21 protein-coding genes are annotated in these 21,159 nt (G+C 63.2%); 9 read left to right on the forward strand and 12 right to left on the reverse strand.

Annotated elements, in window-relative coordinates:
* The first annotated feature begins 68 nt into the window (after positions 1 to 68).
* Positions 69 to 722, forward strand: coding sequence for a glutathione S-transferase (locus ACEN9T_RS15015; protein WP_092969625.1), 654 nt, complete (start codon positions 69 to 71; stop codon positions 720 to 722).
* A 20-nt stretch (positions 723 to 742) separates the two neighbouring features.
* Here the strand turns inward: ACEN9T_RS15015 and ACEN9T_RS15020 are convergent, their stop codons facing one another.
* Positions 743 to 1,915, reverse strand: coding sequence for a pyridoxal phosphate-dependent aminotransferase (locus ACEN9T_RS15020; RefSeq protein WP_092969627.1), 1,173 nt, complete (start codon positions 1,913 to 1,915; stop codon positions 743 to 745).
* 12 nt (positions 1,916 to 1,927) lie between these two features.
* Positions 1,928 to 2,452, reverse strand: coding sequence for a putative toxin-antitoxin system toxin component, PIN family (locus ACEN9T_RS15025; RefSeq protein ID WP_413708142.1), 525 nt, complete (start codon positions 2,450 to 2,452; stop codon positions 1,928 to 1,930).
* Between the two features lie 37 nt (positions 2,453 to 2,489).
* On the opposite strand from ACEN9T_RS15025, the gene yaaA reads away from it, so the two are divergent.
* Together yaaA and ACEN9T_RS15035 are read left to right on the forward strand one after the other, a co-directional pair.
* Entirely contained in the window at positions 2,490 to 3,263 is a 774-nt protein-coding gene (gene yaaA, locus ACEN9T_RS15030; RefSeq protein WP_413708143.1) for a peroxide stress protein YaaA, read from the forward strand.
* 14 nt (positions 3,264 to 3,277) lie between these two features.
* Positions 3,278 to 4,423, forward strand: coding sequence for a M14-type cytosolic carboxypeptidase (locus ACEN9T_RS15035; protein WP_413708144.1), 1,146 nt, complete (start codon positions 3,278 to 3,280; stop codon positions 4,421 to 4,423).
* A gap of 40 nt (positions 4,424 to 4,463) precedes the next feature.
* Here ACEN9T_RS15035 and ACEN9T_RS15040 read toward each other — a convergent pair whose 3' ends face one another.
* From ACEN9T_RS15040 to ACEN9T_RS15085, 10 genes are all read right to left on the reverse strand, one after another.
* Positions 4,464 to 5,300, reverse strand: coding sequence for a BspC domain-containing protein (locus tag ACEN9T_RS15040; RefSeq protein ID WP_413708145.1), 837 nt, complete (start codon positions 5,298 to 5,300; stop codon positions 4,464 to 4,466).
* Positions 5,301 to 5,458: 158 nt separating this feature from the next.
* Positions 5,459 to 7,057, reverse strand: a complete 1,599-nt coding sequence (locus tag ACEN9T_RS15045; RefSeq protein WP_413708146.1) for an ABC transporter substrate-binding protein — start codon at positions 7,055 to 7,057, stop codon at positions 5,459 to 5,461.
* Positions 7,058 to 7,218: 161 nt separating this feature from the next.
* Entirely contained in the window at positions 7,219 to 8,430 is a 1,212-nt protein-coding gene (locus ACEN9T_RS15050) for a DUF2863 family protein (protein ID WP_092969638.1), read from the reverse strand.
* A 97-nt stretch (positions 8,431 to 8,527) separates the two neighbouring features.
* On the reverse strand, positions 8,528 to 8,809 hold the full coding sequence (locus ACEN9T_RS15055; protein ID WP_092969640.1) for a hypothetical protein: 282 nt from the start codon (positions 8,807 to 8,809) through the stop codon (positions 8,528 to 8,530).
* 217 nt (positions 8,810 to 9,026) lie between these two features.
* The gene (gene acnA / locus ACEN9T_RS15060) at positions 9,027 to 11,732 is read right to left on the reverse strand and encodes an aconitate hydratase AcnA (protein WP_413708147.1); all 2,706 of its coding nucleotides are present in this window, start codon (positions 11,730 to 11,732) and stop codon (positions 9,027 to 9,029) included.
* A gap of 77 nt (positions 11,733 to 11,809) precedes the next feature.
* On the reverse strand, positions 11,810 to 12,208 hold the full coding sequence (locus ACEN9T_RS15065) for a 2-methylcitrate dehydratase (RefSeq protein ID WP_413708148.1): 399 nt from the start codon (positions 12,206 to 12,208) through the stop codon (positions 11,810 to 11,812).
* 35 nt (positions 12,209 to 12,243) lie between these two features.
* Positions 12,244 to 12,783 (reverse strand): hypothetical protein, encoded by a 540-nt coding sequence (locus ACEN9T_RS15070; RefSeq protein WP_413708149.1) that lies wholly within the window; start codon positions 12,781 to 12,783, stop codon positions 12,244 to 12,246.
* Between the two features lie 258 nt (positions 12,784 to 13,041).
* Positions 13,042 to 13,938 carry a methylisocitrate lyase gene (gene prpB / locus ACEN9T_RS15075; RefSeq protein ID WP_413708150.1) on the reverse strand — a complete coding sequence of 299 codons (897 nt, stop codon included), beginning with the start codon at positions 13,936 to 13,938 and terminating at the stop codon, positions 13,042 to 13,044.
* Between the two features lie 23 nt (positions 13,939 to 13,961).
* Positions 13,962 to 14,942: an HpcH/HpaI aldolase/citrate lyase family protein gene (locus ACEN9T_RS15080; protein WP_413708151.1), complete on the reverse strand. Its 981-nt coding sequence runs from the start codon at positions 14,940 to 14,942 to the stop codon at positions 13,962 to 13,964.
* A 118-nt stretch (positions 14,943 to 15,060) separates the two neighbouring features.
* Entirely contained in the window at positions 15,061 to 16,047 is a 987-nt protein-coding gene (locus ACEN9T_RS15085; protein ID WP_024975343.1) for a malate dehydrogenase, read from the reverse strand.
* 385 nt (positions 16,048 to 16,432) lie between these two features.
* Between ACEN9T_RS15085 and ACEN9T_RS15090 the strand changes: the two genes are divergently transcribed.
* The 6 genes from ACEN9T_RS15090 (at position 16,433) to ACEN9T_RS15115 (ending at position 21,133) form a co-directional block, all read left to right on the forward strand.
* The gene (locus ACEN9T_RS15090; RefSeq protein WP_413708152.1) at positions 16,433 to 17,209 is read left to right on the forward strand and encodes a GntR family transcriptional regulator; all 777 of its coding nucleotides are present in this window, start codon (positions 16,433 to 16,435) and stop codon (positions 17,207 to 17,209) included.
* 272 nt (positions 17,210 to 17,481) lie between these two features.
* Positions 17,482 to 17,892, forward strand: coding sequence for a succinate dehydrogenase, cytochrome b556 subunit (gene sdhC, locus ACEN9T_RS15095; RefSeq protein ID WP_012436028.1), 411 nt, complete (start codon positions 17,482 to 17,484; stop codon positions 17,890 to 17,892).
* 10 nt (positions 17,893 to 17,902) lie between these two features.
* On the forward strand, positions 17,903 to 18,268 hold the full coding sequence (gene sdhD / locus ACEN9T_RS15100; RefSeq protein WP_004637532.1) for a succinate dehydrogenase, hydrophobic membrane anchor protein: 366 nt from the start codon (positions 17,903 to 17,905) through the stop codon (positions 18,266 to 18,268).
* 3 nt (positions 18,269 to 18,271) lie between these two features.
* The gene (sdhA, locus tag ACEN9T_RS15105; RefSeq protein WP_045206860.1) at positions 18,272 to 20,050 is read left to right on the forward strand and encodes a succinate dehydrogenase flavoprotein subunit; all 1,779 of its coding nucleotides are present in this window, start codon (positions 18,272 to 18,274) and stop codon (positions 20,048 to 20,050) included.
* Between the two features lie 22 nt (positions 20,051 to 20,072).
* Positions 20,073 to 20,774, forward strand: coding sequence for a succinate dehydrogenase iron-sulfur subunit (locus ACEN9T_RS15110; RefSeq protein ID WP_009241007.1), 702 nt, complete (start codon positions 20,073 to 20,075; stop codon positions 20,772 to 20,774).
* A 71-nt stretch (positions 20,775 to 20,845) separates the two neighbouring features.
* Positions 20,846 to 21,133: a succinate dehydrogenase assembly factor 2 gene (locus ACEN9T_RS15115; protein WP_009241006.1), complete on the forward strand. Its 288-nt coding sequence runs from the start codon at positions 20,846 to 20,848 to the stop codon at positions 21,131 to 21,133.
* The last annotated feature ends 26 nt before the right edge of the window (positions 21,134 to 21,159 follow it).

Raw genomic sequence — 21,159 nt, forward strand, 5'->3', positions numbered from 1 at the left:
ACGAGCGTGCGATTTCTGGCATCCGCACCGACCATAACCAGCGGCCAAATTACCAAGGAGACGGGTTCATGCTGACGCTTTACGGCTTTTCTGCGAGCAACTACTACAACAAGGTCAAGCTCGCCCTGCTGGAAAAGGGCATCCCTTTTGAGGAATCACTGCGCTGGCCGGACCAGACCGACGGCGAAATCTCGCCGCTGCACAAGGTGCCGTATCTGAAAGATGGCGATCGCGGCATGTGCGAATCGCAGGTCATTGTCGACTATCTGGAAGCGGGCTATCCGGAACATCCGCTGATTCCGGCCGATCCGTTTCAGGCAGCCAAGGTGCGAGAGGTCGTGACTTTCCTGGAGCTGCACCTGGAATTGGTGGCGCGCCAGCTGTTTCCCGAAGCGTTCTTCGGCGGCAAGATCAGCGACAACCTGAAGGTCAAGGTGCGCGAACAACTGCAGAAGAACATTCCGGCGGCGGCCAAGCTGTTCAAGTTCTCGCCTTACGTCGCGGGCGACACGTTCACCATTGCGGACTGCGCGGCCATTGTGCACTTCCCGCTGGTCAGCCAGGCCACCAAGATCATCTACGGTGAAGACCTGCTGGCGCAGGTCGAGGGCGTCAAGCCCTACCTGGCCCAGATGGCGGAAAACCCGAACGTGCAGAAAGTTCGGGCAGACAGCAAGGCCAATCTGGAGCAGATGCTGGCGCACTACGCCAGCAAGCGCTGATCGGCCTCGGCCTTACGGTCTTACACCTTCGACAAGCGCTCCAGGGCAACCTGGAGCGTTTCGTCTTTCTTGGCGAAGCAGAAGCGCACCACGCCCGATTCGTGCGGCTGGGAGTAGAACGCCGATACGGGGATCGCCGCCACACCAATCTCGCTCGTCAGCCACTTGGCGAACTCGGCCTCGGGCAGATCGGAGATGGCGCTGTAATCCACGCACTGGAAGTACGTGCCCTGGCAGGGCAGCAGCTTGAAGCGCGTCTTCTCCAGCCCGGCGCGGAACAGGTCGCGCTTGTGCTGGTAGAACGCCGGCAACTCCAGATACGGACGCGGATCCGCCATGTAGCTCGCCAGGCCGTGCTGCATTGGCGTGTTGACGGTGAACACGTTGAACTGGTGCACCTTGCGGAATTCCGCCATGAGTGCGGCGGGGGCGGCCACGTAGCCGACCTTCCAGCCCGTCACGTGATACGTCTTGCCGAAGCTCGACACCACGAAGGCGCGCCGCGCCAGCTCGGGAATGCGTGCGACGGAGGCGTGCGGCACGCCGTCGTACACCATGTGCTCGTACACCTCATCGGAGAGCAGCAGCACGTTGGTCGGCGCCAGGATCTCGGCGAGCCTGCGCATGTCGTCCGCATGCCAGACCGTGCCGGTCGGGTTGTGCGGTGTGTTGAGCATGATCAGGCGCGTGCGCGGTGTGATGGCCGCCGCCAGCGTGTCGAACGGGATGCGGAAGTCCGGCGCATTCAGTGTGATTGGCACGACCTTGCCGCCCGCCAGTTCAATCGACGGAATGTAGCTGTCGTACGTCGGCTCGAAGACGATGACTTCATCGCCCGGATGCACGCAGCACAGCACGGTCGTCAGCAGCGCCTGCGTGGCGCCGGCGGTGACGGTGATCTCGCGGTCGGCATCGTAAGCGTGGCCGTACAGATTAGCGACCTTCGCGGCGATGGCCTGGCGCAGGGCGGGCACGCCCGTCATCGGCGGGTATTGGTTCAGGCCGGCGCGCATGGCGTCGGACACCGCATCGACGATGCGCGGGTCGCAATCGAAATCCGGAAAGCCCTGGCCCAGGTTGACGGCCTGCTTTTCCACGGCCAGCGCCGACATCACGGTGAAGATGGTGGTACCGACATTCGGCAGCCGCGACGGCGGCGGTGCGATGGGCGCGAGCGATTCAACGGTGGTCATGGCAATACGGCTTCAGGCTTGATTTTGGGTTTCAGCGAGGGGAGCGCTTTCCAACTGGACCGCTGCGACGAACTGCTTGGGCGGCAGCACCGCCACGTCGCAGTACTTGGCCATGCGGCGCTTGAGCTTGAGTACGGCGCGATCCTTGGAAACGAGATAGGCAACGTCGGCGGCATCGGCCAGCGCGAGGAATTTCTGGTCGTCGCGATCCTTGCAACGCGGGACGAACGCCTCGCCTTGCGTCCGGGCGGCTTCTTCAGGATCTGCAACGGACCGTGTCACGCGATCGACCCACGCCAGAGCGGCTTGCGCGTCGACGGCGTAATGCGCGAATTGCGGGTAGTCGAGCACGCGGCGCAGTTCTTCGCGACAGGCCGGGCTGATGATGGCGTCCAGCCGGCCGGCTTCCAGCGCGGCGCGGATCGGTCGCGCCACCGCATCGTCGAAGATCAGGATGTCGACCCAGATGTTGGAGTCCAGCACCACGCGCGGGGCCGGAGCCTGGGTGGAGTGGGCGAGGGCGGCAGCGTCTGCCATTCGATACAATTCCAAACTTGTGAACCGCGATTCTGACATGATCATCGTCCTCTCGCCGGCCAAGTCGCTCGACTACGACACACCGCCGCGCACCAAGACCCACACGCTGCCCGATTTCATCGCGCGCTCCGCAGAACTCATTGAAGTGCTTCGCAAGCTGTCGCCGGCCCAGATCGGCACGCTGATGCACATTTCCGACCCGCTGGCGGCGCTTAATGCCACGCGCTATGCGGATTGGTCGTCCGAATTCACGGCCGAGAACAGCAAGCAGGCCGCGCTGGCCTTCGACGGTGATGTCTACGGCGGGCTCGACGCCAATTCGCTGGCCGTCGACGATCTGCAGTTCGCGCAGAAGCATCTGCGGATTCTGTCGGGGCTGTACGGCGTGCTGCGCCCGCTCGACTGGATGCAGCCGTATCGGCTGGAAATGGGCACGCGCCTTGCCAATCCGCGCGGCAAGGACCTGTACGCCTTCTGGGGCGACGAGGTGACGCTGGCGCTGAACAAGCTCTTCAAGCAGGACGACGATCCCGTGCTCGTCAATCTCGCGTCGGAAGAGTATTTCAAGGTGGTGCGGCCCAAGGTGCTCAAGGCGCGCATCGTCACGCCGGTTTTTGAAGACTGGAAGAACGGCCAGTACAAGATCATTTCGTTCTACGCGAAGCGTGCCCGCGGTCTGATGGCGCGCTACGCGATCGAGCACCGCCTCACCGATCCGCGCAAGCTCAAGGCGTTCGATGTCGACGGCTATGCCTTTGCCGCTGCCGATTCCGACGACGAGCGCTGGGTCTTCCGCCGCAAGCTCACCTGATGACAGGATCCGACATGACCGCCAATCAACCGCACATCTCCAGCGCGTTCGACAGCGGCGCCATCGAAATCATCGATGCCGCCCGCGCCGATGCCATCCGCCTGCGCATTCGCCGCGATTCGCACGCAGACTTCATGCAGTGGTTCCACTTCCGGCTGCAAGGCGTGCAGGGCCAAGCCTGCAGGCTCGCGCTGGAAAACGCCGGTGAATGCACCTACGCCGCCGGCTGGAAAGACTACCGCGCCGTCGCCTCGTACGACCGCGAGCACTGGTTTCGGGTGCCTACACGCTATGACGGCAAGACCATGACCATCGAGGTGACGCCGGAGCATGACAGCATCTGGTTTGCATACTTCGAGCCGTACTCGGATGAGCGCCACCTCTCGCTCGTGGCCGCTGCGCAAACGAAGGCGGGCGTGCGCACGCAACGCCTGGGGCAAACGGTGCAGGGCCGCGATATGACCAGCATCACCGTCGGCGAACCGGGTCGCGGCAAGAAGAACGTGTGGATCATCGCGCGTCAGCATCCGGGCGAGACGATGGCTGAGTGGTTCGTTGAAGGCCTGCTCGCACGTCTGACGCGCCAAGGTGTCTGGAGCGGCGATCCCATCGGCCGTGTGCTTGCCGAGCGCGCCGTCTTCCATATCGTGCCGAACATGAACCCGGACGGTTCGGCGCTGGGCAACTTGCGCACCAATGCCGCAGGCGCCAACCTGAACCGCGAGTGGATGGAGCCTGACGCCCAGCGCAGTCCCGAAGTCCTGGCGGTGCGTCAGGCCATCGAGCAAACCGGTGTCGACCTGTTCTTCGACATCCACGGCGACGAGGCGCTGCCCTATGTGTTCGTGGCCGGCAGTGAAATGCTGCCCGGCTTTACCGATGCTCAGCGCGCTGATCAGGACCGCTTTGTCGCGGCCTTCCTGCGTGCATCACCGGATTTCCAGACGCGGTACGGCTACGAGGCTAGCAAGTACAACGAAGACGCGCTGAAGCTCGCCTCCAAGTACATCGGCCATACCTATGGGTGCTTGTCGTTGACGCTGGAAATGCCGTTCAAGGACAACGCCGACCTGCCGGACGCACGCGTGGGCTGGGATGGCGCCCGCAGTGCCGCGTTGGGCGCGGCCATGCTGCAGGCGATCCTGGAGTATCTCGGCTGAAGATAAACGCTGCGCCGCCTGGGTCGGCGGCGCATTGCGCTTAGTTGGAGGACGACTTCTTCGTCGTCTTCTTTGCCGTCGACTTGGCGGTAGATTTGCTTGCCGTGGTCGACTTGGTCTTGGCGGTGCCGCTGCCCTTGGCAGACTTGGCCGTCGCTCTTGTCGACGCCTTGCCCTTGGCCGTGCTCTTGCCGCGTACAGCCGCACTGGTCGTGCAGCGATGGCCGCGGCGGCAGTGCGTGCGTGCTGTCGACGACGAGGGCGCAGCGGCTGGGGCAGCGAACGGCTGGCCATTGGCGTCGAGCAACTCATACGCCAGCATCATCCCTTCGTCATACCCGCAGCGCACGCGCACGGGCTCCCACTGGTCATTGCCCGTGCCGCGCTTGTGCACGGCGGCATTGAAGCTGACCACGCTCGACACCTTGATCGCGCCTTGCTTGCTGGACGAGAAGCGGGAGTCCCATGGCTCGACCTTGGCTTGGTCGCTGGAAAGCGCGCCCGTCGGGAGGCGGAACTGGTCGAAATTGGTCGAGCGCGGAATGATCCAGCTCGCATGCGCAGCGCAGTCGGCCACGTCGGGGCGGGCACCTTCCGATTGAATCAGGCGGTCACGGGTTTGTGCGCGGTATTCGGACAAGCTCATCTTGTCCTTGGAGGGGAGATTGACCGTCGTTGTGCCGCTGCTATCGGTCGAGTCGAAGACGATGGGCGGCGTGGTCGGGACGGGCTGAGTGGCCGGCTTGGCTGGCGCGGCCGGGGTACTCGGCGTGGCTTTGGTGGCCTGGGCCGACGCATCGGTCGGTTCAGTCTGCAGGTTGGAGCAGGCGGCCAGCAAAGCGACGACGCCGAGACAGAGTAGTTTGGGTCGCAACATCACGAGTGTTACAGGGTGTCGGCGTGGAAATCGCCATGATAGAGGAAAGCCAAGGATGAAAGTTCCTGCTAGTTACCCCAATGCGTCCCCAACGCGGCACTTCCGACGAATTTGCTGTAACAGCGCGTTACGGCAAGGTGTTGGTTACCAAGTGATCATCATTGCTTGGTGAACAACCACGCGAGCGACCATTCGTCGGTGCGCGCTTCGTAGCGGATGCCCTTGCGCATGGCCCACGTGGCCAGTTGGTGATGCGACGGGATGATCGCGTAATCGGTCTGTGCAAAGCGCGCTGCAGTCTTGGCGGCCTGCTCGTGTGCCTGTTCGCTCGAGACCGTCGATAGCGACGTCTGCACCAGCTTGTCCAGCTCCGGGTTGCTATAGCGGCCCCAGTTCCACGAGCCGTAGCCCGTTTGGGCGTTGGGCGTGCCGAGAATGCTGCGCAGCGCCACATCGGCCGCCACCGAGCCCCAGCCGAGCATCATGAACGAGAACTCGCCCTGACGCGCACGCGAGAAATACGCCGCCACCGGCAGCGTTTCCACCTTCGTCTGAATGCCGATGCGCGTGAGCAGCTGTGCGGTGGTTTGCGCGACCTGCGCATCATTCAGATAGCGGTTGTTGGTGGCGTGCAGCGTGAGTCCGAAGCCGTCCGGATAGCCCGCCTCGGCAAGCAGTTTCTTCGCGCGAGCAGGGTCATATGGAATTGGCTTACCGCCCGGATGCCCAAAGATCTGCGGCGACACGATGCTCGATGCGACCACGCCCTGGCCCTCAAGCACGCGGCTGACGATGGCATCGCGGTTGATGGCCAGTGCGATGGCCTCACGCACGCGATGGTCCTTCAAGGGGTTTTTGGCCAGCGGCTTGCCGGCCTTGTCGGTCACGAACGGCGACATATCGCGGCTCTGGTCCATCTGCCAGAAAATCGTGCGCCACGACACCTGCTGTTCGAGGTGGAACTTCGGGTCCTGCTTGATGCGCGGCACGTCCGCGGCTGGCACGGCCTCGACGACATCCACATCGCCCGAGAGCAGCGCGGCAGTGCGCGCGGCATTATCGGTGATGATCTTGAACGTCACCTTGTCCCACTGCGGCACGCGGCCCCAGTAGTGCGGATTCTTCTTCAGAACGATTTCCTGCCCGCGCGTGAAGTGGTCGAACAGGAACGGCCCGGTGCCGATCATGGCGCGGCCCGCATCAAAGTCCGCCTGCGCCGCGTTGGCCACTTTCTTCGGGATGATGGGCAGGCTGTTCAGATCGTTCGGGATGCTCGCGTAATTGGGCGTCGACAACTTCAGTCGCACTGTGAGCGGATCGACGATCTGTACGTCGGTAATCGACTTCGTATAGCTCGTGAACGGGCCCGGGCTGTTGGTCAGGCGCGCGGGCCGCTCGATCGATGCCTTCACGTCTTCGCCGGTGAACGGCGTGCCGTCGCTCCACTTCACGTTGGGGCGGAGCTTGATCTCCCAGGTGTTGGCGTCGACGGGTTTCCAAGACGTGGCCAAGCCAGGCGTGTAGCGGCCGTTCTTGTCGAGAAAGACCAGCGACTCGAAAATGTGCAGCGCCATGGCGTTGTTGGGGCCGGCGTTGTTCCACTGCGGGTCCATCGACGTGACGTCGGCGGATAGGCCGATGCGCAGGTCGTCGGCGTGCGCGGCGAACGGCGCCGCGGCAGCCGCTGCCAGCGCACAGGCTGCGAGGTTGCGGATCAGGGCGCGGATGGGAACACACAAGAGGGCACGGGTTGTCATCGGGAGGCTCCTGGGGTTCGGCGGTGATGCCATGTGGCGGAAGACCGTCATTGTGCCGCAGCCCGGCGGGGCGCGTGCGACGCAAACCGACAATCAATATGAACGATCGCGGAGCAATAAAAAAGCCACCCGGAGGTGGCTTTGATCACGCGCGTTGCCCGTCAGTGGAACAGCGGCTGCTGGGTCGGCGCGTCTTCCGGCATTTCTGCGTGGACGATTTCGGCCGAGCGGTCTGCATAGAGCGGGGCGCCGCAGTCTTCGCAGTACTCCGGTTCGAAGAGCTGGCCGTGGCGGAAGATGTCTTCGATGCCGCAGGCGCGCAACTCGTCGCAGATCTGCTCCAGGGGGCTGCCGGGTTCGCCTTCCGCGGCGACATCCGTGGCGCCGCCGTCGCGGCCGTAGACTGGCCAGACGATGCCGTAGATGAGATCTTTTTCGCCGCGCACTGTGAAAGCCACGCGGTACTCCTCGATCTGCTCTTCACCGAATGCGCCGATGATGGCGCCGAACCGGTTGGCCGGCATATCGAGCGCGCCCTGCAGGTAATTGACGGCAGCGCGGACGGTCAGCGGGCGGATCTGCTTGTCGGACTCGCGGCAGGACAGGAAGAAGGCGTCCGGCAGCAGCAGATCGAACTCGCAGCCGGGCATCAGCGTTGAGATGGTCGGCGTGACCTGTTCGCGCCATTGCTCCAGGCAGGCGGAGCGCTCTGCGTGGTGCTCCTTGGCGTCCTCCTGCCAGCGGAACAGCGCCTGGCCGTGCTGCGCCACGACGATTGCCACCAGATAGCGCGGATCGGCCAGGATCGGTGCCGTCTCGGGCATATCGCGCAATTCGACCTTGGCAGGCTGGCCCGACAGCGCATAGGCTGCCAGCTTGTGCGTAAGCGCAAAGGTGTCGGAATGGGTGCGCGGCAGCTGGTCGATGCTGTACAGATACGGCGCGAGCGCCACGCGAGCGTTTGAAGCCATCACGTGGGCCTGCAGGTGCACCTGTAGCGTCTGCGCCATCTCGGGCTTGATCGTGCCCGACGGGATCATGTAGCGCGTGTGTGCCAGGATCGGCGCTGCGATCAGCAACGCGTCATATTCGACGCCGCCCGAGCTGAGGATGGCCGATTCGGCCAGTGTCTCGGCCTGTTCGGCCAGCACGTCGGAAGCTTCCTCGTTGTGTTTGAAAAGATGGTCTAGCGCGGCGTCGAGCGCGGTCTGGCTGCCGTTCTTGAGCAGCCGGGAAAGACGTTCGGACAGCCTTTGTTCCCAATAGACGTCTTCGATGCGGCTGCCCGACGCGTCGAGCGCCAGCGCATCGGCCACCAGCCGTTCTGCATCGGGGGAAAGACGTTGGGGAGCCTTGGAGCGGAATCCTGCCATGCTGTGCCGTACCGTTCGTTGGAAGAATGAAGGGGCATTATTTTACCCTTGTACGCTGCTGCGCGACGCCCATAGCGAAACCCATAGGGCGAAAACGTTAAGGCTTGGCTACGGGTATCGATGCTCCCGAGGCCACGCTGCTTGCGGCCGCAGGTACGGAAGCCGCTGTGGGTTCTGATGCGGCCGGCGTGCTGGCTGGTGCCACCTGAGCCTCGGCAACGGGCGCGGAGGCAGCCAGCGGTGGAGGCGGGGGCACGGGCGCAGCCGCTACAGCGGGCGCGGCGGAGGCTGGCGTCTGGGCGTCGGTCTGGGGTGCCTTGACCAGGATGTAGAACACGGCAGCCGCCACGACGATGAAGGCTAGTACTACTTGGGCCATGGGTGCGGGACTCCAGCAATGAAACGGTCAGGCAAGGGCGGATGGCAATTTCGCCGCCGAGGGGGGACGAGCACATCACGCGGCCGATTCGGCACACTGTATCAAAGCCTGCGTGCGGATTGGAGCATCGTCACCTTGTTTGATTCGGCAGGCAATAAAAAACCGGCTCCGAAGAGCCGGTTTCCGTTCTGCACCGGGGCAGCGCAATGCGTGAAGCTTAAGCCGCCAGCAGCTGACGCAGCACGAACGGCAGGATGCCGCCGTGCTTGTAGTAGTCGACTTCGATCGGGGTGTCGATGCGCAGCAGCACTTGCGCACGCGTGGTCTCGCCGTTGGCGCGATGGATGACCAGTGTGACGTCCTGTTGCGGCTTGATTTCGCCGTCCAGGCCTTCGATGTCGAAGGTCTCGTCGCCCACGATGCCCAGCGATTGTGCCGAGTCGCTGCCCTTGAACTGCAGCGGCAACACGCCCATGCCGACCAGGTTCGATCGGTGGATACGCTCGAAGCTGCGTGCGATCACGGCCTTCACGCCCAGGAGCTGCGTGCCCTTGGCGGCCCAGTCGCGCGAGCTGCCCGTGCCGTACTCTTCGCCACCAAACACGACCGTCGGCGTGCCTTCGGCGATGTACTTCATGGCAGCGTCGTAGATCGACATTTGTTCGCCGCTCGGCTGGAACAGCGTCTCGCCGCCTTCCACGCGCGAACCGTCGGCCTGGGCCGGGATCATCAGGTTCTTGATGCGCACGTTGGCGAACGTGCCGCGCATCATCACCTCATGGTTGCCGCGGCGGGAGCCGTAGCTGTTGAAGTCGGCCTTGAGCACGCCGTTGGCCAGCAGGTATTTACCGGCGGGCGACGTTTCCTTGATCGAACCGGCCGGGGAGATGTGGTCAGTCGTCACGGAATCCCCAAACACGCCGAGTGCGCGTGCGCCCTTGACCGATGCCGAGGCAGCAGCCGGCGTCATGCCAAAGCCTTCGAAGAACGGGGGCTCGGCGATGTACGTCGACTTCGGCCAGTCGTAGACCTGGCCCTTCGTGCCCTTGACGTTGGCCCACAGCTTGGACGGCTTCTTGACCTGCTCGTAGTTCGTGCGGAACGTGTCGGCGTTCATCGCGAACTTCATCAGCTTGGCGATCTCATCCGAGGTCGGCCAAATGTCACCCAGATACACGTCCTTGCCGTTCTTGCCCTTGCCGACCGGCTCGGTCATCAGGTCTCGCGTCACGTTGCCCGCGATGGCGTAAGCAACGACCAGCGGCGGCGAGGCCAGGAAGTTGGCACGGATGTTCGGGTGGATACGCGCTTCAAAGTTGCGGTTGCCCGACAGCACAGCGGCAGCAACGATGTCGTTCTTCACGATGGCTTCGTTCAGTTCCGGCGTCAGGTCGCCGGCGTTGCCGATACAGGTCGTGCAGCCGTATGCGGTCACGCCAAAGCCCAGCTTCTCAAGGTACGGCAGCAGGCCGGCGGCTTCCAGATACTTCGTCACCACGCGGCTTCCCGGGGCGAGCGACGTCTTGATGTGCGGAGCCACTTCCAAGCCGGCTTCGACGGCCTTCTTGGCCAGCAGGCCTGCCGCCAGCAGCACGCTCGGGTTGGACGTGTTCGTGCACGAGGTGATCGCAGCGATCAGCACGTCGCCGCTCTTCACGTCGACGCCGTTGGTGGTCGTGAAGGTCTTGTCGAGGTCTTCCGACTTCTTGTTGAACCCGTTTTCCGCGACCGGCTTCGAGAACAGCGACGAGAACGTCGACTTCACGTTGCCGATTTCGATACGGTCTTGCGGACGCTTCGGGCCGGCGAGCGACGGGGCCACCGTGCCCAGATCCAGCGTCAGCGTCTTGGTGTAGTCGATTTCGCCGGCCTTCGGTACGCCGAACAGCTTCTGCGCCTTGAAGTAGCCTTCGAACGCAGCGATTTCTTCCTTCGTGCGGCCCGTGCCCTTGAAATAATCGATGGTCTTGTCGTCCACCGGGAAGAAGCCCATCGTGGCGCCGTATTCCGGAGCCATGTTGCCGATGGTCGCGCGGTCCGGCAGCGACAGGCTGGCCGTGCCTTCGCCGAAGAACTCGACGAACTTGCCGACGACCTTCTCCTTGCGCAGCATTTCGGTAATCGTGAGCACAAGGTCCGTTGCCGTGCAGCCTTCGCGCAGGCGGCCCTTCAGCTCCACACCCACGACGTCCGGCGTCAGGAAATACACCGGCTGGCCCAGCATGCCGGCCTCGGCCTCGATGCCGCCCACGCCCCAGCCCACCACGCCAATACCGTTGATCATGGTGGTGTGGCTGTCGGTGCCGACCAGCGTATCCGGGTAGAACACGCCGTCTTTCTTATGGACGCCGCGTGCCAGGTATTCCAGGTTCACCTGGTGGACGATGCCGAAGCCCGGCTGCACCACGCCAAACGTGTCGAATGCCTGCATGCCCCACTTCATGAACTGGTAGCGCTCGTTGTTGCGCGAGAACTCCAGTTGCATGTTCAGGTCCAGGGCTTTCTTCTCGCGGAAGTGGTCGACCTGCACCGAGTGATCCACCACGAGGTCGACCGGCACCAGCGGCTCGATCTTCTTTGGGTTCTTGCCCATGCGCTCGGCCACGTTGCGCATGGCGGCCAGGTCGGCCAGCAGCGGCACGCCGGTAAAGTCCTGTAGCACCACGCGGGCAACCACGAACGGGATTTCGTCGACGCGCTCGGCGTTCGGCTTCCAGTTAGCCAGTTGCGCAACGTGCTCTTCGGTCACCTTCTTGCCGTCGCAGTTGCGCAGCACGGACTCCAGCACGATGCGGATCGACACCGGCAGGCGCTCGATCGCCACGCCCAGTTCCTTGCCCAGTTGCGGCAGGGAGTGGAACTTGCCGGTCTGGCCGCCGTTGATCTTAAATTCCTTGAGTGTTTTTTTCAGATTGTGGGGCATGGCATGACTCCAAGGCTTGAGGATTGCGCGGGGTGCCGGGGCGCCCCTTGCGGATACATCAAATCGACAAAATCAAATCAGGTACAAACCGACAAACGCGTTGACCGGCCTGGCTTCTGACCGGTCTGGTACTTCGCCACGACCCCGCTGAACGTCTTGCCGCCGTTGATGCGGGCGGTGATGCCATGGGCGATCGGACGCTTCTTGGCGTCGTGGTCATTCGTGGTGAAAGGCTTGTCGTCCACGCGGGCGTTTTTCATCCGCAGCACAGTGCTGCGAGCGCCGCGGGCGACGGTATCCTGGTGCCCCTCGATGGCCTGATAGGCGAAGAGGGCGGTACCGGGAGCCATCGTGCCAGTTGGCTCGACGGTCCCGGATACGGTGGGCCCAAGGCGCCCGGCGCATCCGGGCAAGGTCATATCGTCGACGATGACCTTGTCTGGATTCGTGCGTGTGTTCGCAACCGGCGCGGACATGGGCGGTTCCTCTGGGCCTCTTGCGCGATGGCGGATTACTGCTGGGCCGGTTGGGCCGTGCCCGGCGCCGGGGCCGGAGCTGGAGCCGGGCTGTCCGGCGTCATCAGCGGCAGGCCGGCCGGGGCGCGCAGGGCGCCGGCTTGCGTCGGGGCCGGTGCGCCGGCAGCCATCTCGGCGGTCTGGCACTCGTCGGCCAGGCGGTGGCCTTCGTTGCGATCGAACAGCATGGCCTTGGACGGGATCACCACCAGGTCCATGCCGGTCTTCTGGTCGAAGTAACGGTCGGCGCCGGTGCGGGTCATCTGGCGCGGCAGCTGGTAGTTCTTGCCCTTCCAGTACATCGTGATGATCTGGTCGCGGGCCATGTCGCCCTTGAGATACAGCTCGTTGCCAAGCTCACACTTCCATTCGACGCCTTCCGGCTTGACGGCGGCAACAGGCGCGGCCTTCTTGGCGGCGCGCTTCTTGGCCGGAGCCTTCTTGGCAGCCGGCTTGGCCGGGGCCTGGGCGGTTGCATATTGCGATGCAGCCAGCGAAAGAACGCCAGCACAGGCGCCCACGATGAATTTGTTCATAGGGTTTCCTTCGGTAAGACAGAGTGGGGGAGGCGGCTGCCAGGCCACGGAATGCCACGGCATTTCGCACACCGGCCGGTATTTTGACCGATTTGCCCGCCGTGCCCAACGTTCTGTTACATGCTTGCCCGGCATCTCCGCCAAACGGAGGTGTCGCGCTAGCATCAGCGTCGTTTTTCGGGGCGTTCCCGGGCAACTTACCCCCGCAGTTTTGCCTTCCGTTCTCCTTGTTTGCGTTGGTGTGGATCTTGGCCCGGCTCAACTGCGATTCTGTGCGAACAGCGCGTCCAGCTTGGCCTCGTAGTCGTGGTAACCGATGCTGTCGTACAGTTCCATGCGCGTCTGCATGGTGTCGACCACATTTTGTTGCGTGCCATCGCGACGAATAGCGGCGTAGACGTTCTCTGCGGCCTTGTTCATCGCGCGGAATGCCGACAGCGGGTACAGGATCATCGACACGCCTGCGGAGGCCAGCTCATCGCGCGTGAAAAGCGGCGTCTGGCCAAATTCGGTGATGTTGGCCAGCACCGGTACCTTCACCGCGTCGACAAACCTGCGGTACATCGACAGTTCCGTCATCGCCTCGGGAAAGATCGCGTCGGCGCCGGCTTCCACGCAGGCCACGGCGCGTTCAAGGGCGCGGTCGAATCCCTCGACGGCCAGCGCATCGGTGCGGGCCATGACGACAAAGCTGGCGTCGGTGCGCGCGTCGACGGCCGCCTTGATGCGATCGACCATCTCGTCCTTCGAGACGATCTCTTTGTTGGGTCGATGGCCACAGCGCTTGGCGCCGACCTGGTCTTCGATATGCATGGCTGCAGCGCCAAACTTGATGAGCGACTTGGTCGTGCGCGCCACGTTGAAGGCGGAAGCGCCGAAACCCGTGTCGACGTCCACCAGTAGCGGCACGTCACACACATCGGTGATGCGGCGGACGTCGGTCAGAACGTCGTCCAGGCCCGATATGCCGAGGTCAGGCAAGCCCAGCGAGCCCGCAGCCACACCGCCGCCCGACAGATAAATTGCGCGATAGCCGGCGCGCTTGGCCAGCAGCGCGTGGTTGGCGTTGATGGCGCCGACGATCTGCAACGGCGATTCTTCGACCAGCGCCTGGCGGAAGCGCGCACCTGCGCTGGTTTGGGTGTTTGCCGTCATGGCGAATCTCCTCTTTATGCTCGTCACGCAAAGAAGCGCGCTACGGCGTCGGCTGGCATTTCCACGCCGGTGGTGTGCGCGCGTTGCAGCACGGCCCACCAATAGCGATAGCTTGCGCGGTCATGCAGCCGGCCTTCATGCTGGATCGGGCCCCACGCGGCATCCTGCGCAGCCGCAAGAATGGCGCTCGCGTGTGTCACTTCTTCGTGCGATGGGCGGAAGGCGGAAACGATTGGCGCGATCTGATCCGGATGGATGCTCCACTTGCGCAGATAGCCGAACTCGTTGCGGGCACGGGCGGCATCGGCGCCGGCCCGCTCCGGGTGCTTGATGTCGGTGCTGACGTTGTGCGATGGCACCTTGCCGTGCGCGTGGCACGCGGCGGAAATATCGGTCAGCGCGCGGCGGATCAGCGGATGCTCGAACTGCTCGGGCGAGCCCATCGCCGCGCCCGGAATCGCACCGTTGTGCGCCGAAACAAAATCCATCAGGCCGAAGCTCAGGCATTCCACCTGCACCAACGAAGCGATATCGAACACCTGCGCCAGCGCGCCATGCGTTTCGATCAGCACGTGGATCGGCAGGTGTCGCGCAATGCCCGCAGCCTTGGCGGCCTGGTTGATGCGATCGGTCACGCGCGCCGCTTCCACCACGTCACGTACCTTGGGCACGGTCACGTAGGCGAGTCGGCGGCCGGCAAGGCCTACTAGGATGTCGACGTCCTGCGTCCACGCATCGTGGTTCGGATCGTGGATGCGCACGCCAACGCGGTTGAAGCGGTTGTCGTCACCGTTGATGAGTGCGGCGGCCATTTCGGCGTGCGCACGTTCCTGGCCGACGGCAGCGCCGTCTTCGCAGTCAAACGTGATATCGAAAACGGGGCCAAGGGCTTGTTGCAGGGCGAGCGACTTGCGCATCAGTTTTTCTGCGCCCGCGTAGTGGTCGCAGACCGGCAATTGGGCCGGCAGGGCATCGTCCTGGAACAAAACCTCGGTGGGGTGCACGGGTTGGTATCGGTTGGGCGGCGCGGGTAACGCCTGCGTTTTGTTCGAAATGCAGGTGTAAAAAAACCGGAGGGTTCGCTGCCGATCCGCTCCGGTTTCTTCTTTTAGATCATGCGGATCACAGCAGATGCTGCACGCCCGCACGCTCGCCTTCCAGCTCGTCGAGCGTGATCTTGATCTTGCCTTGGCTGTACTCGTCGATTTCCAGGCCTTCGACGATCTTGTACTTGCCATTCTCGGTGGTGACCGGGAAGCCGAACATCACGTCCTTCGGAATGCCGTACTCGCCGTTCGACGGGATGCCCATCGTGACAATCTTGCCGTTGGTGCCGAGTACCCAGTCGCGCACGTGGTCGATGGCGGCGTTGGCAGCCGAAGCAGCCGACGACAGGCCACGGGCTTCGATGATCGCGGCGCCGCGCTTGCCAACGGTCGGCAGGAACACGTCGTTGTTCCACACCGGGTCGTTGATCATGTCCTTGACGCTCTTGCCGTCGATCGTGGCGTAGCGGTAGTCGGCGTACATCGTCGGGCTGTGGTTGCCCCACACGAACAGCTTCTCAATGCTCGACACCGGCTTGCCGGTCTTGGCGGCGATCTGCGACAGGGCGCGGTTGTGGTCCAGGCGCAGCATGGCGGTGAAGTTCTCGCGCGGCAGATCCGGCGCCGACTTCATGGCGATGTAGGCGTTCGTGTTGGCCGGGTTGCCGACCACCAGCACCTTGACGTTGCGCGAAGCCACGGCGTTCAGTGCCTTGCCTTGTGCCGTGAAGATCTGGGCATTGGCCGACAGCAGATCCGCACGTTCCATGCCCGGGCCACGGGGGCGGGCGCCCACCAGCAGAGCCACATCGGCGTCCTTGAATGCGGTCATCGGGTCGGAATGCGCTTCCATGCCAGCCAGCAGCGGGAATGCGCAGTCTTCGATCTCCATCATCACGCCCTTGAGCGCCTTTTGGGCCTTCTCATCGGGGATTTCCAGCAGTTGCAGGATGACGGGTTGATCCTTGCCCAGCATTTCGCCGGCGGCGATGCGGAACAGCAGGGCGTAACCGATCTGTCCAGCAGCGCCGGTCACTGCGACGCGCATGGGTGCTTTTGCCATGAGAACTCTCCAAACGGTAGTGAAAGCGGATCGCACTGCGCGCGGCGCGCATCCCGGCAGGATGTCGGTGCAGCCTCGCAGGCGTTGCCGGCAACGGTCGGCGCCTCGTGGGCGGTCGGCTCGGGAACGGCAAGAGCCTCGCAGTTTACTGCGTCCGCATGACGATGTGGAAACACACTTGCGATTGACCTTTGAGCCATCGTGGCGTGTGTGTGGGCCGTCGCCCGGAACAGGCGCGAGTGTAGGTCGGTGCCCGTGGGAAAGTCAATGAATCTTCTGTCTTATATAAGACATAAGACATTCTATAAACGGGCTGGACGCCCTTGTCGCTTTTGTGGTGAAATCGGCAGTTATGTCGAGCACACCCAGCCCTCTATCCGCTGCGATGCCTCCTCCGGGCGGCGAAGGCGGCGCATCGCCCGCTTCTGCGGGAGGCGGGGGCGGCTCTCCCACCTTCAGCCCGCTGTATCAGCAGATCAAGACCCTGATCCTGCAAAGCTTGCAGGCCGGCGAATGGAAGCCGGGCGAGATGATCCCGAGTGAGATGGAATTGGCCGCCCGCTACAAGGTCAGCCAAGGGACCGTGCGCAAGGCGATCGACGAGCTGGCGGCCGAAAACTTGGTCGCCCGGCGCCAGGGCAAAGGCACCTTCGTTACCACGCACTACGAAGAAGGGGTGCAATTCCGTTTCTTGCGTCTGATGCCGGAGCAGGGTGAGCAGCACTATCCGAGCAGTCGCGTGCTGGAGTGCAAGCGTATGCGCGCCCCGGCCGAGATCGCACGCCTGCTCGAACTCAAGGCTGGCGACAGCGTCGTGCAGATCCGCCGCATCCTGTTTTTTTCGGGCGAACCGACCGTGCTGGAAGAAATCTGGCTGCCGGGGGCGAGTTTCAAAGGGCTGACGGCTGAAAAGCTGACCGAGTGGAAGGGCCCGATGTACGCGTTTTTCGAGGCGGAATTCGGTGTCCGCATGTTGCGTGCTACCGAGCGCCTCCGTGCGGTAGCGGCTGACGCGACCACGGCTGAGCTGCTATCAGTTGCAGTTGAATCGCCGCTGCTCTCGGTGGAGCGTGTGTCGCACACGTTCGGCGACAAACCGGTGGAGATACGTCGTGGCCTGTACGTCACGACGCGGCACTACTACCAGAACGAATTGAATTGACGACGCGTTGCCGGGCCCGATTCGTGCGGGCCGTTGCCACTTCGGTGGCATCGCGGTTTGTGCGTCGCGCAACGGCGTATTGCGCGTCATGAAGGCAATGTAGAGAGGACAATCGGCCCCCGTATCACGCCACTGGCAGGCGAGGGCAGGAAGCACAAAAGTGGAGCGCGTCGCATGGAATTAATGGTGCGCTGCGCAACAAAAGCGCGCTAGAATCTCGCGGATTTGTGCAAAGCTGTTTTGTTTGTTGATTAGCCAATTGGGGTCTGACCATGGCAGAAGCCATCAAGAAAGCCAGGCCGGTATACAGGAACATCGGTTTGGGCGATATCGCCCGTTACCGCTTGCCCTGGGCCGGTAAGGTGTCCATCTTGCACCGTGCCAGCGGTGCGCTGATGTTCCTTCTTCTTCCGTTCGTGCTGTACTTGTTCGAGCAAAGTCTCACGTCGGAAATCAGTTTCGCCAAGTTCTCGGCGCTTCTGTCCAACGGCTTTGCCAAGGTTGTTGTCCTTGCCCTCATCTGGGCATACCTGCACCACTTCTGCGCAGGTGTCCGTTACCTGATCCTCGATCTGCATATCGGCATCGACAAGGCTTCGGCCTCCAAGTCGGCTGTGAGCGTGCTGATCGTCAGCCTGCTGCTGACCGTCGTGTTCGGCGCCAAGCTGTTCGGCCTGTTCTGAGGAGCCCCTGATGGCAAATAACAATATCGGTCCCAAGCGCCTCGTTGTCGGCGCGCACTACGGCCTGAAGGACTTCCTCGCGCAGCGCGTCACCGCCGTGATCATGGCGGTCTATACCGTCGTGCTGCTGGCTGCGTTCCTGCTCTCCAAAGACACGTCTTACCAAAGCTGGGCGGGGCTGTTCTCCAACCAGTGGATGAAGATGCTGACGTTCCTGGCGTTCGTGTCGCTCACGTATCACGCCTGGATCGGTGTCCGTGACATCTGGATGGACTACGTGAAGCCCGTGGCAGTGCGTTTGACGCTGCAAGTGTTGACGATTCTGTGGCTCGTCGGTTGTGCGGGCTACGCAGCTCAGATTCTCTGGAGGGTTTAAGACATGGTCGCAGTCAAGACTGGGCTGCCGCGCCGCAAATTCGACGTCGTGATCGTCGGTGCGGGCGGTTCGGGCATGCGCGCATCGCTGCAGCTGGCAGAGGCCGGCCTCTCCGTGGCCGTGCTGTCCAAGGTTTTCCCCACCCGCTCGCACACCGTTGCGGCGCAGGGTGGTATCGGCGCTTCGCTGGGTAACATGAGCGAAGACAACTGGCACTATCACTTCTACGACACCGTCAAGGGCTCCGACTGGCTCGGCGACCAGGACGCGATCGAGTTCATGTGCCGCCAGGCGCCGAACGTGGTCTATGAGCTGGAACACTTCGGCATGCCGTTCGACCGCAACGCCGACGGCACCATCTATCAGCGTCCGTTCGGCGGTCACACGTCGAATTACGGTGAGAAGCCCGTGCAGCGTGCCTGCGCCGCGGCTGACCGTACTGGCCACGCGCTGCTGCACACGCTGTACCAGCGTAACGTCAAGGCCAAGACCCACTTCTTCGTCGAATGGATGGCGCTGGATCTGATCCGCGACCAGGACGGCGACGTGCTGGGCGTGACCGCGCTGGAAATGGAAACCGGCGAGGTCTACATCCTCGAAGCGAAGACGACGCTGTTCGCCACGGGCGGTGCAGGCCGGATCTACGCAGCCTCGACCAACGCCTTCATCAACACCGGTGACGGCCTGGGCATGGCAGCGCGCGCAGGCGTCCCGCTGGAAGACATGGAGTTCTGGCAGTTCCACCCGACCGGCGTGGCCGGCGCGGGCGTGCTGATCACGGAAGGCGTGCGTGGCGAGGGCGGCATCCTGCGTAACAAGGATGGCGAGCGCTTCATGGAGCGCTATGCCCCGACGCTGAAGGATCTGGCGCCGCGTGACTTCGTGTCGCGCTCGATGGATCAGGAGATCAAGGAAGGCCGCGGCTGCGGCCCGAACGGCGACTACGTGCTGCTCGACCTGACCCACGTCGGTGCCGAGACCATCATGAAGCGCCTGCCGTCGATCCGCGAGATCGGCCTGAAGTTCGCCAACGTCGACGCCATCAAGGAACCGATCCCGGTGGTGCCGACCATCCACTACCAGATGGGTGGCATTCCGACGAACTATCACGGCCAGGTCGTGGTGCCGAAGAACGGCAACCCGAACGAGGTCATCAACGGCTTCTACGCGATTGGCGAATGCTCGTGCGTGTCGGTGCACGGCGCCAACCGCCTGGGCACGAACTCGCTGCTCGACCTGGTGGTGTTCGGCCGGTCGGCGGGCAACCACATCATTGCGCAGAACCTGAAGAACCGTGAGCACAAGCCGTTGCCGGCCGATGCAGCGGACCGCGCACTGTCGCGCCTGGCCAAGCTCGATTCGTCCAGCTCGGGCGAGTACGCGCAGGACGTCGCCAACGACATCCGCCGCAACATGCAGTCGCACGCCGGCGTGTTCCGCACGCAAAAGCTGATGGATGAAGGCGTCGAGCGCATCCTGGAAGTGGCCGAGCGCGCTGGCAGCATCCACCTGAAGGACAAGTCCAAGGTGTTCAACACCGCGCGCGTCGAAGCGCTGGAAGTGGCCAACCTGGTGGAAGTGGCAAAGGCGACGATGGTGTCGGCCGCCGCCCGCAAGGAATCGCGCGGTGCCCACGCACACAGCGACTTCCCGAACCGCGACGACGAAAACTGGATGAAGCACTCGCTGTGGTACAGCGAAGGCAACCGCCTCGACTACAAGCCCGTGCAGTTGAAGCCGCTGTCGGTGGAATCGGTGCCGCCCAAGGCGCGTACGTTCTAACGGATAAGAAGGGCCCACAAAAATGAAGCGTATTTTTGAAGTCTATCGCTACGATCCGGACAAGGACGCAGCGCCCCGCATGCAGACCTACGAGGTTGAGCTCGACGGTCACGAGCGCATGCTGCTCGACGCGCTGGTCAAGCTGAAGAAGCTCGACGAGTCGATCGCGTTCCGTCGCTCGTGCCGTGAAGGCGTGTGCGGCTCCGACGCCATGAACATCAACGGCAAGAATGGTCTGGCCTGCCTGACCAACATGCGCGAGCTGCCCGAGAAGATCGTGCTGCGCCCGCTGCCGGGGCTGCCCGTGGTGCGCGACCTGATCGTCGACATGACGCAGTTCTTCAACCAGTACCACTCGATCAAGCCGTACCTGATCAACGACGAGCCGCCGCCCGAGAAGGAGCGCCTGCAATCGCCGGAAGAGCGCGAAGAGCTCGACGGCCTGTACGAGTGCATTCTGTGCGCGAGCTGCTCGACGTCGTGCCCGTCGTTCTGGTGGAATCCGGACAAGTTCGTCGGCCCGGCCGGTCTGCTGCAGGCGTATCGTTTCATCGCCGACAGCCGCGACCAGGCTACCAGCGAGCGTCTGGACAATCTGGAAGATCCGTATCGCCTGTTCCGCTGCCACACCATCATGAACTGCGTCGATGTGTGCCCGAAGGGTCTCAACCCGACCAAGGCCATCGGCAAGATCAAGGAATTGATGGTGCGGCGCGCGGTGTAAGCCGCGAGTCAGCGCACTTTGGCATTGTGTGTCGCCGGAGCGGTTTCTCCGGCGACACATTTTCAGGAAGTATGGTTGCTGTGAACACTCCAACGTTCTCCCATCAGTCCGATCCGCACAAGCGTGCCCGTTTGCGCTGGCGTGCCCGACGCGGCCTGCTTGAGAACGACATCATCGTCGAGCGCTTTTTCAACCGCTACGAGACGGAGCTGTCGGATGACGACGTTGCCGCACTCTCGCAGTTGTTCGAGCTACCCGACAACGACCTGATGGATCTCCTGCTTGCGCGCAAGGAGCCGGAGGGCGAACTCGACGTGCCTCATATCCAGCACGTCCTGACCTTGCTGCGCTCGGTCTGAACCGGCGCGCGAGAGGTTGCCGCAAG

Origin of the sequence: Ralstonia sp. Ralssp110 (assembly GCF_047325135.1) — a bacterium.
Classification (GTDB): domain Bacteria; phylum Pseudomonadota; class Gammaproteobacteria; order Burkholderiales; family Burkholderiaceae; genus Ralstonia; species Ralstonia mojiangensis.

What these genes read in the sequence shown, in the direction of transcription:
- ACEN9T_RS15015 (WP_092969625.1), top strand. Translation starts at nt 69, where the DNA reads ATGCTGACGCTTTACGGCTTTTCTGCGAGCAACTACTACAACAAGGTC.
- ACEN9T_RS15020 (WP_092969627.1), bottom strand. Translation starts at nt 1,915, where the DNA reads ATGACCACCGTTGAATCGCTCGCGCCCATCGCACCGCCGCCGTCGCGG.
- ACEN9T_RS15025 (WP_413708142.1), bottom strand. Translation starts at nt 2,452, where the DNA reads ATGGCAGACGCTGCCGCCCTCGCCCACTCCACCCAGGCTCCGGCCCCG.
- yaaA (WP_413708143.1), top strand. Translation starts at nt 2,490, where the DNA reads ATGATCATCGTCCTCTCGCCGGCCAAGTCGCTCGACTACGACACACCG.
- ACEN9T_RS15035 (WP_413708144.1), top strand. Translation starts at nt 3,278, where the DNA reads ATGACCGCCAATCAACCGCACATCTCCAGCGCGTTCGACAGCGGCGCC.
- ACEN9T_RS15040 (WP_413708145.1), bottom strand. Translation starts at nt 5,300, where the DNA reads ATGTTGCGACCCAAACTACTCTGTCTCGGCGTCGTCGCTTTGCTGGCC.
- ACEN9T_RS15045 (WP_413708146.1), bottom strand. Translation starts at nt 7,057, where the DNA reads ATGACAACCCGTGCCCTCTTGTGTGTTCCCATCCGCGCCCTGATCCGC.
- ACEN9T_RS15050 (WP_092969638.1), bottom strand. Translation starts at nt 8,430, where the DNA reads ATGGCAGGATTCCGCTCCAAGGCTCCCCAACGTCTTTCCCCCGATGCA.
- ACEN9T_RS15055 (WP_092969640.1), bottom strand. Translation starts at nt 8,809, where the DNA reads ATGGCCCAAGTAGTACTAGCCTTCATCGTCGTGGCGGCTGCCGTGTTC.
- acnA (WP_413708147.1), bottom strand. Translation starts at nt 11,732, where the DNA reads ATGCCCCACAATCTGAAAAAAACACTCAAGGAATTTAAGATCAACGGC.
- ACEN9T_RS15065 (WP_413708148.1), bottom strand. Translation starts at nt 12,208, where the DNA reads ATGTCCGCGCCGGTTGCGAACACACGCACGAATCCAGACAAGGTCATC.
- ACEN9T_RS15070 (WP_413708149.1), bottom strand. Translation starts at nt 12,783, where the DNA reads ATGAACAAATTCATCGTGGGCGCCTGTGCTGGCGTTCTTTCGCTGGCT.
- prpB (WP_413708150.1), bottom strand. Translation starts at nt 13,938, where the DNA reads ATGACGGCAAACACCCAAACCAGCGCAGGTGCGCGCTTCCGCCAGGCG.
- ACEN9T_RS15085 (WP_024975343.1), bottom strand. Translation starts at nt 16,047, where the DNA reads ATGGCAAAAGCACCCATGCGCGTCGCAGTGACCGGCGCTGCTGGACAG.
- ACEN9T_RS15090 (WP_413708152.1), top strand. Translation starts at nt 16,433, where the DNA reads ATGCCTCCTCCGGGCGGCGAAGGCGGCGCATCGCCCGCTTCTGCGGGA.
- sdhC (WP_012436028.1), top strand. Translation starts at nt 17,482, where the DNA reads ATGGCAGAAGCCATCAAGAAAGCCAGGCCGGTATACAGGAACATCGGT.
- sdhD (WP_004637532.1), top strand. Translation starts at nt 17,903, where the DNA reads ATGGCAAATAACAATATCGGTCCCAAGCGCCTCGTTGTCGGCGCGCAC.
- sdhA (WP_045206860.1), top strand. Translation starts at nt 18,272, where the DNA reads ATGGTCGCAGTCAAGACTGGGCTGCCGCGCCGCAAATTCGACGTCGTG.
- ACEN9T_RS15110 (WP_009241007.1), top strand. Translation starts at nt 20,073, where the DNA reads ATGAAGCGTATTTTTGAAGTCTATCGCTACGATCCGGACAAGGACGCA.
- ACEN9T_RS15115 (WP_009241006.1), top strand. Translation starts at nt 20,846, where the DNA reads ATGGTTGCTGTGAACACTCCAACGTTCTCCCATCAGTCCGATCCGCAC.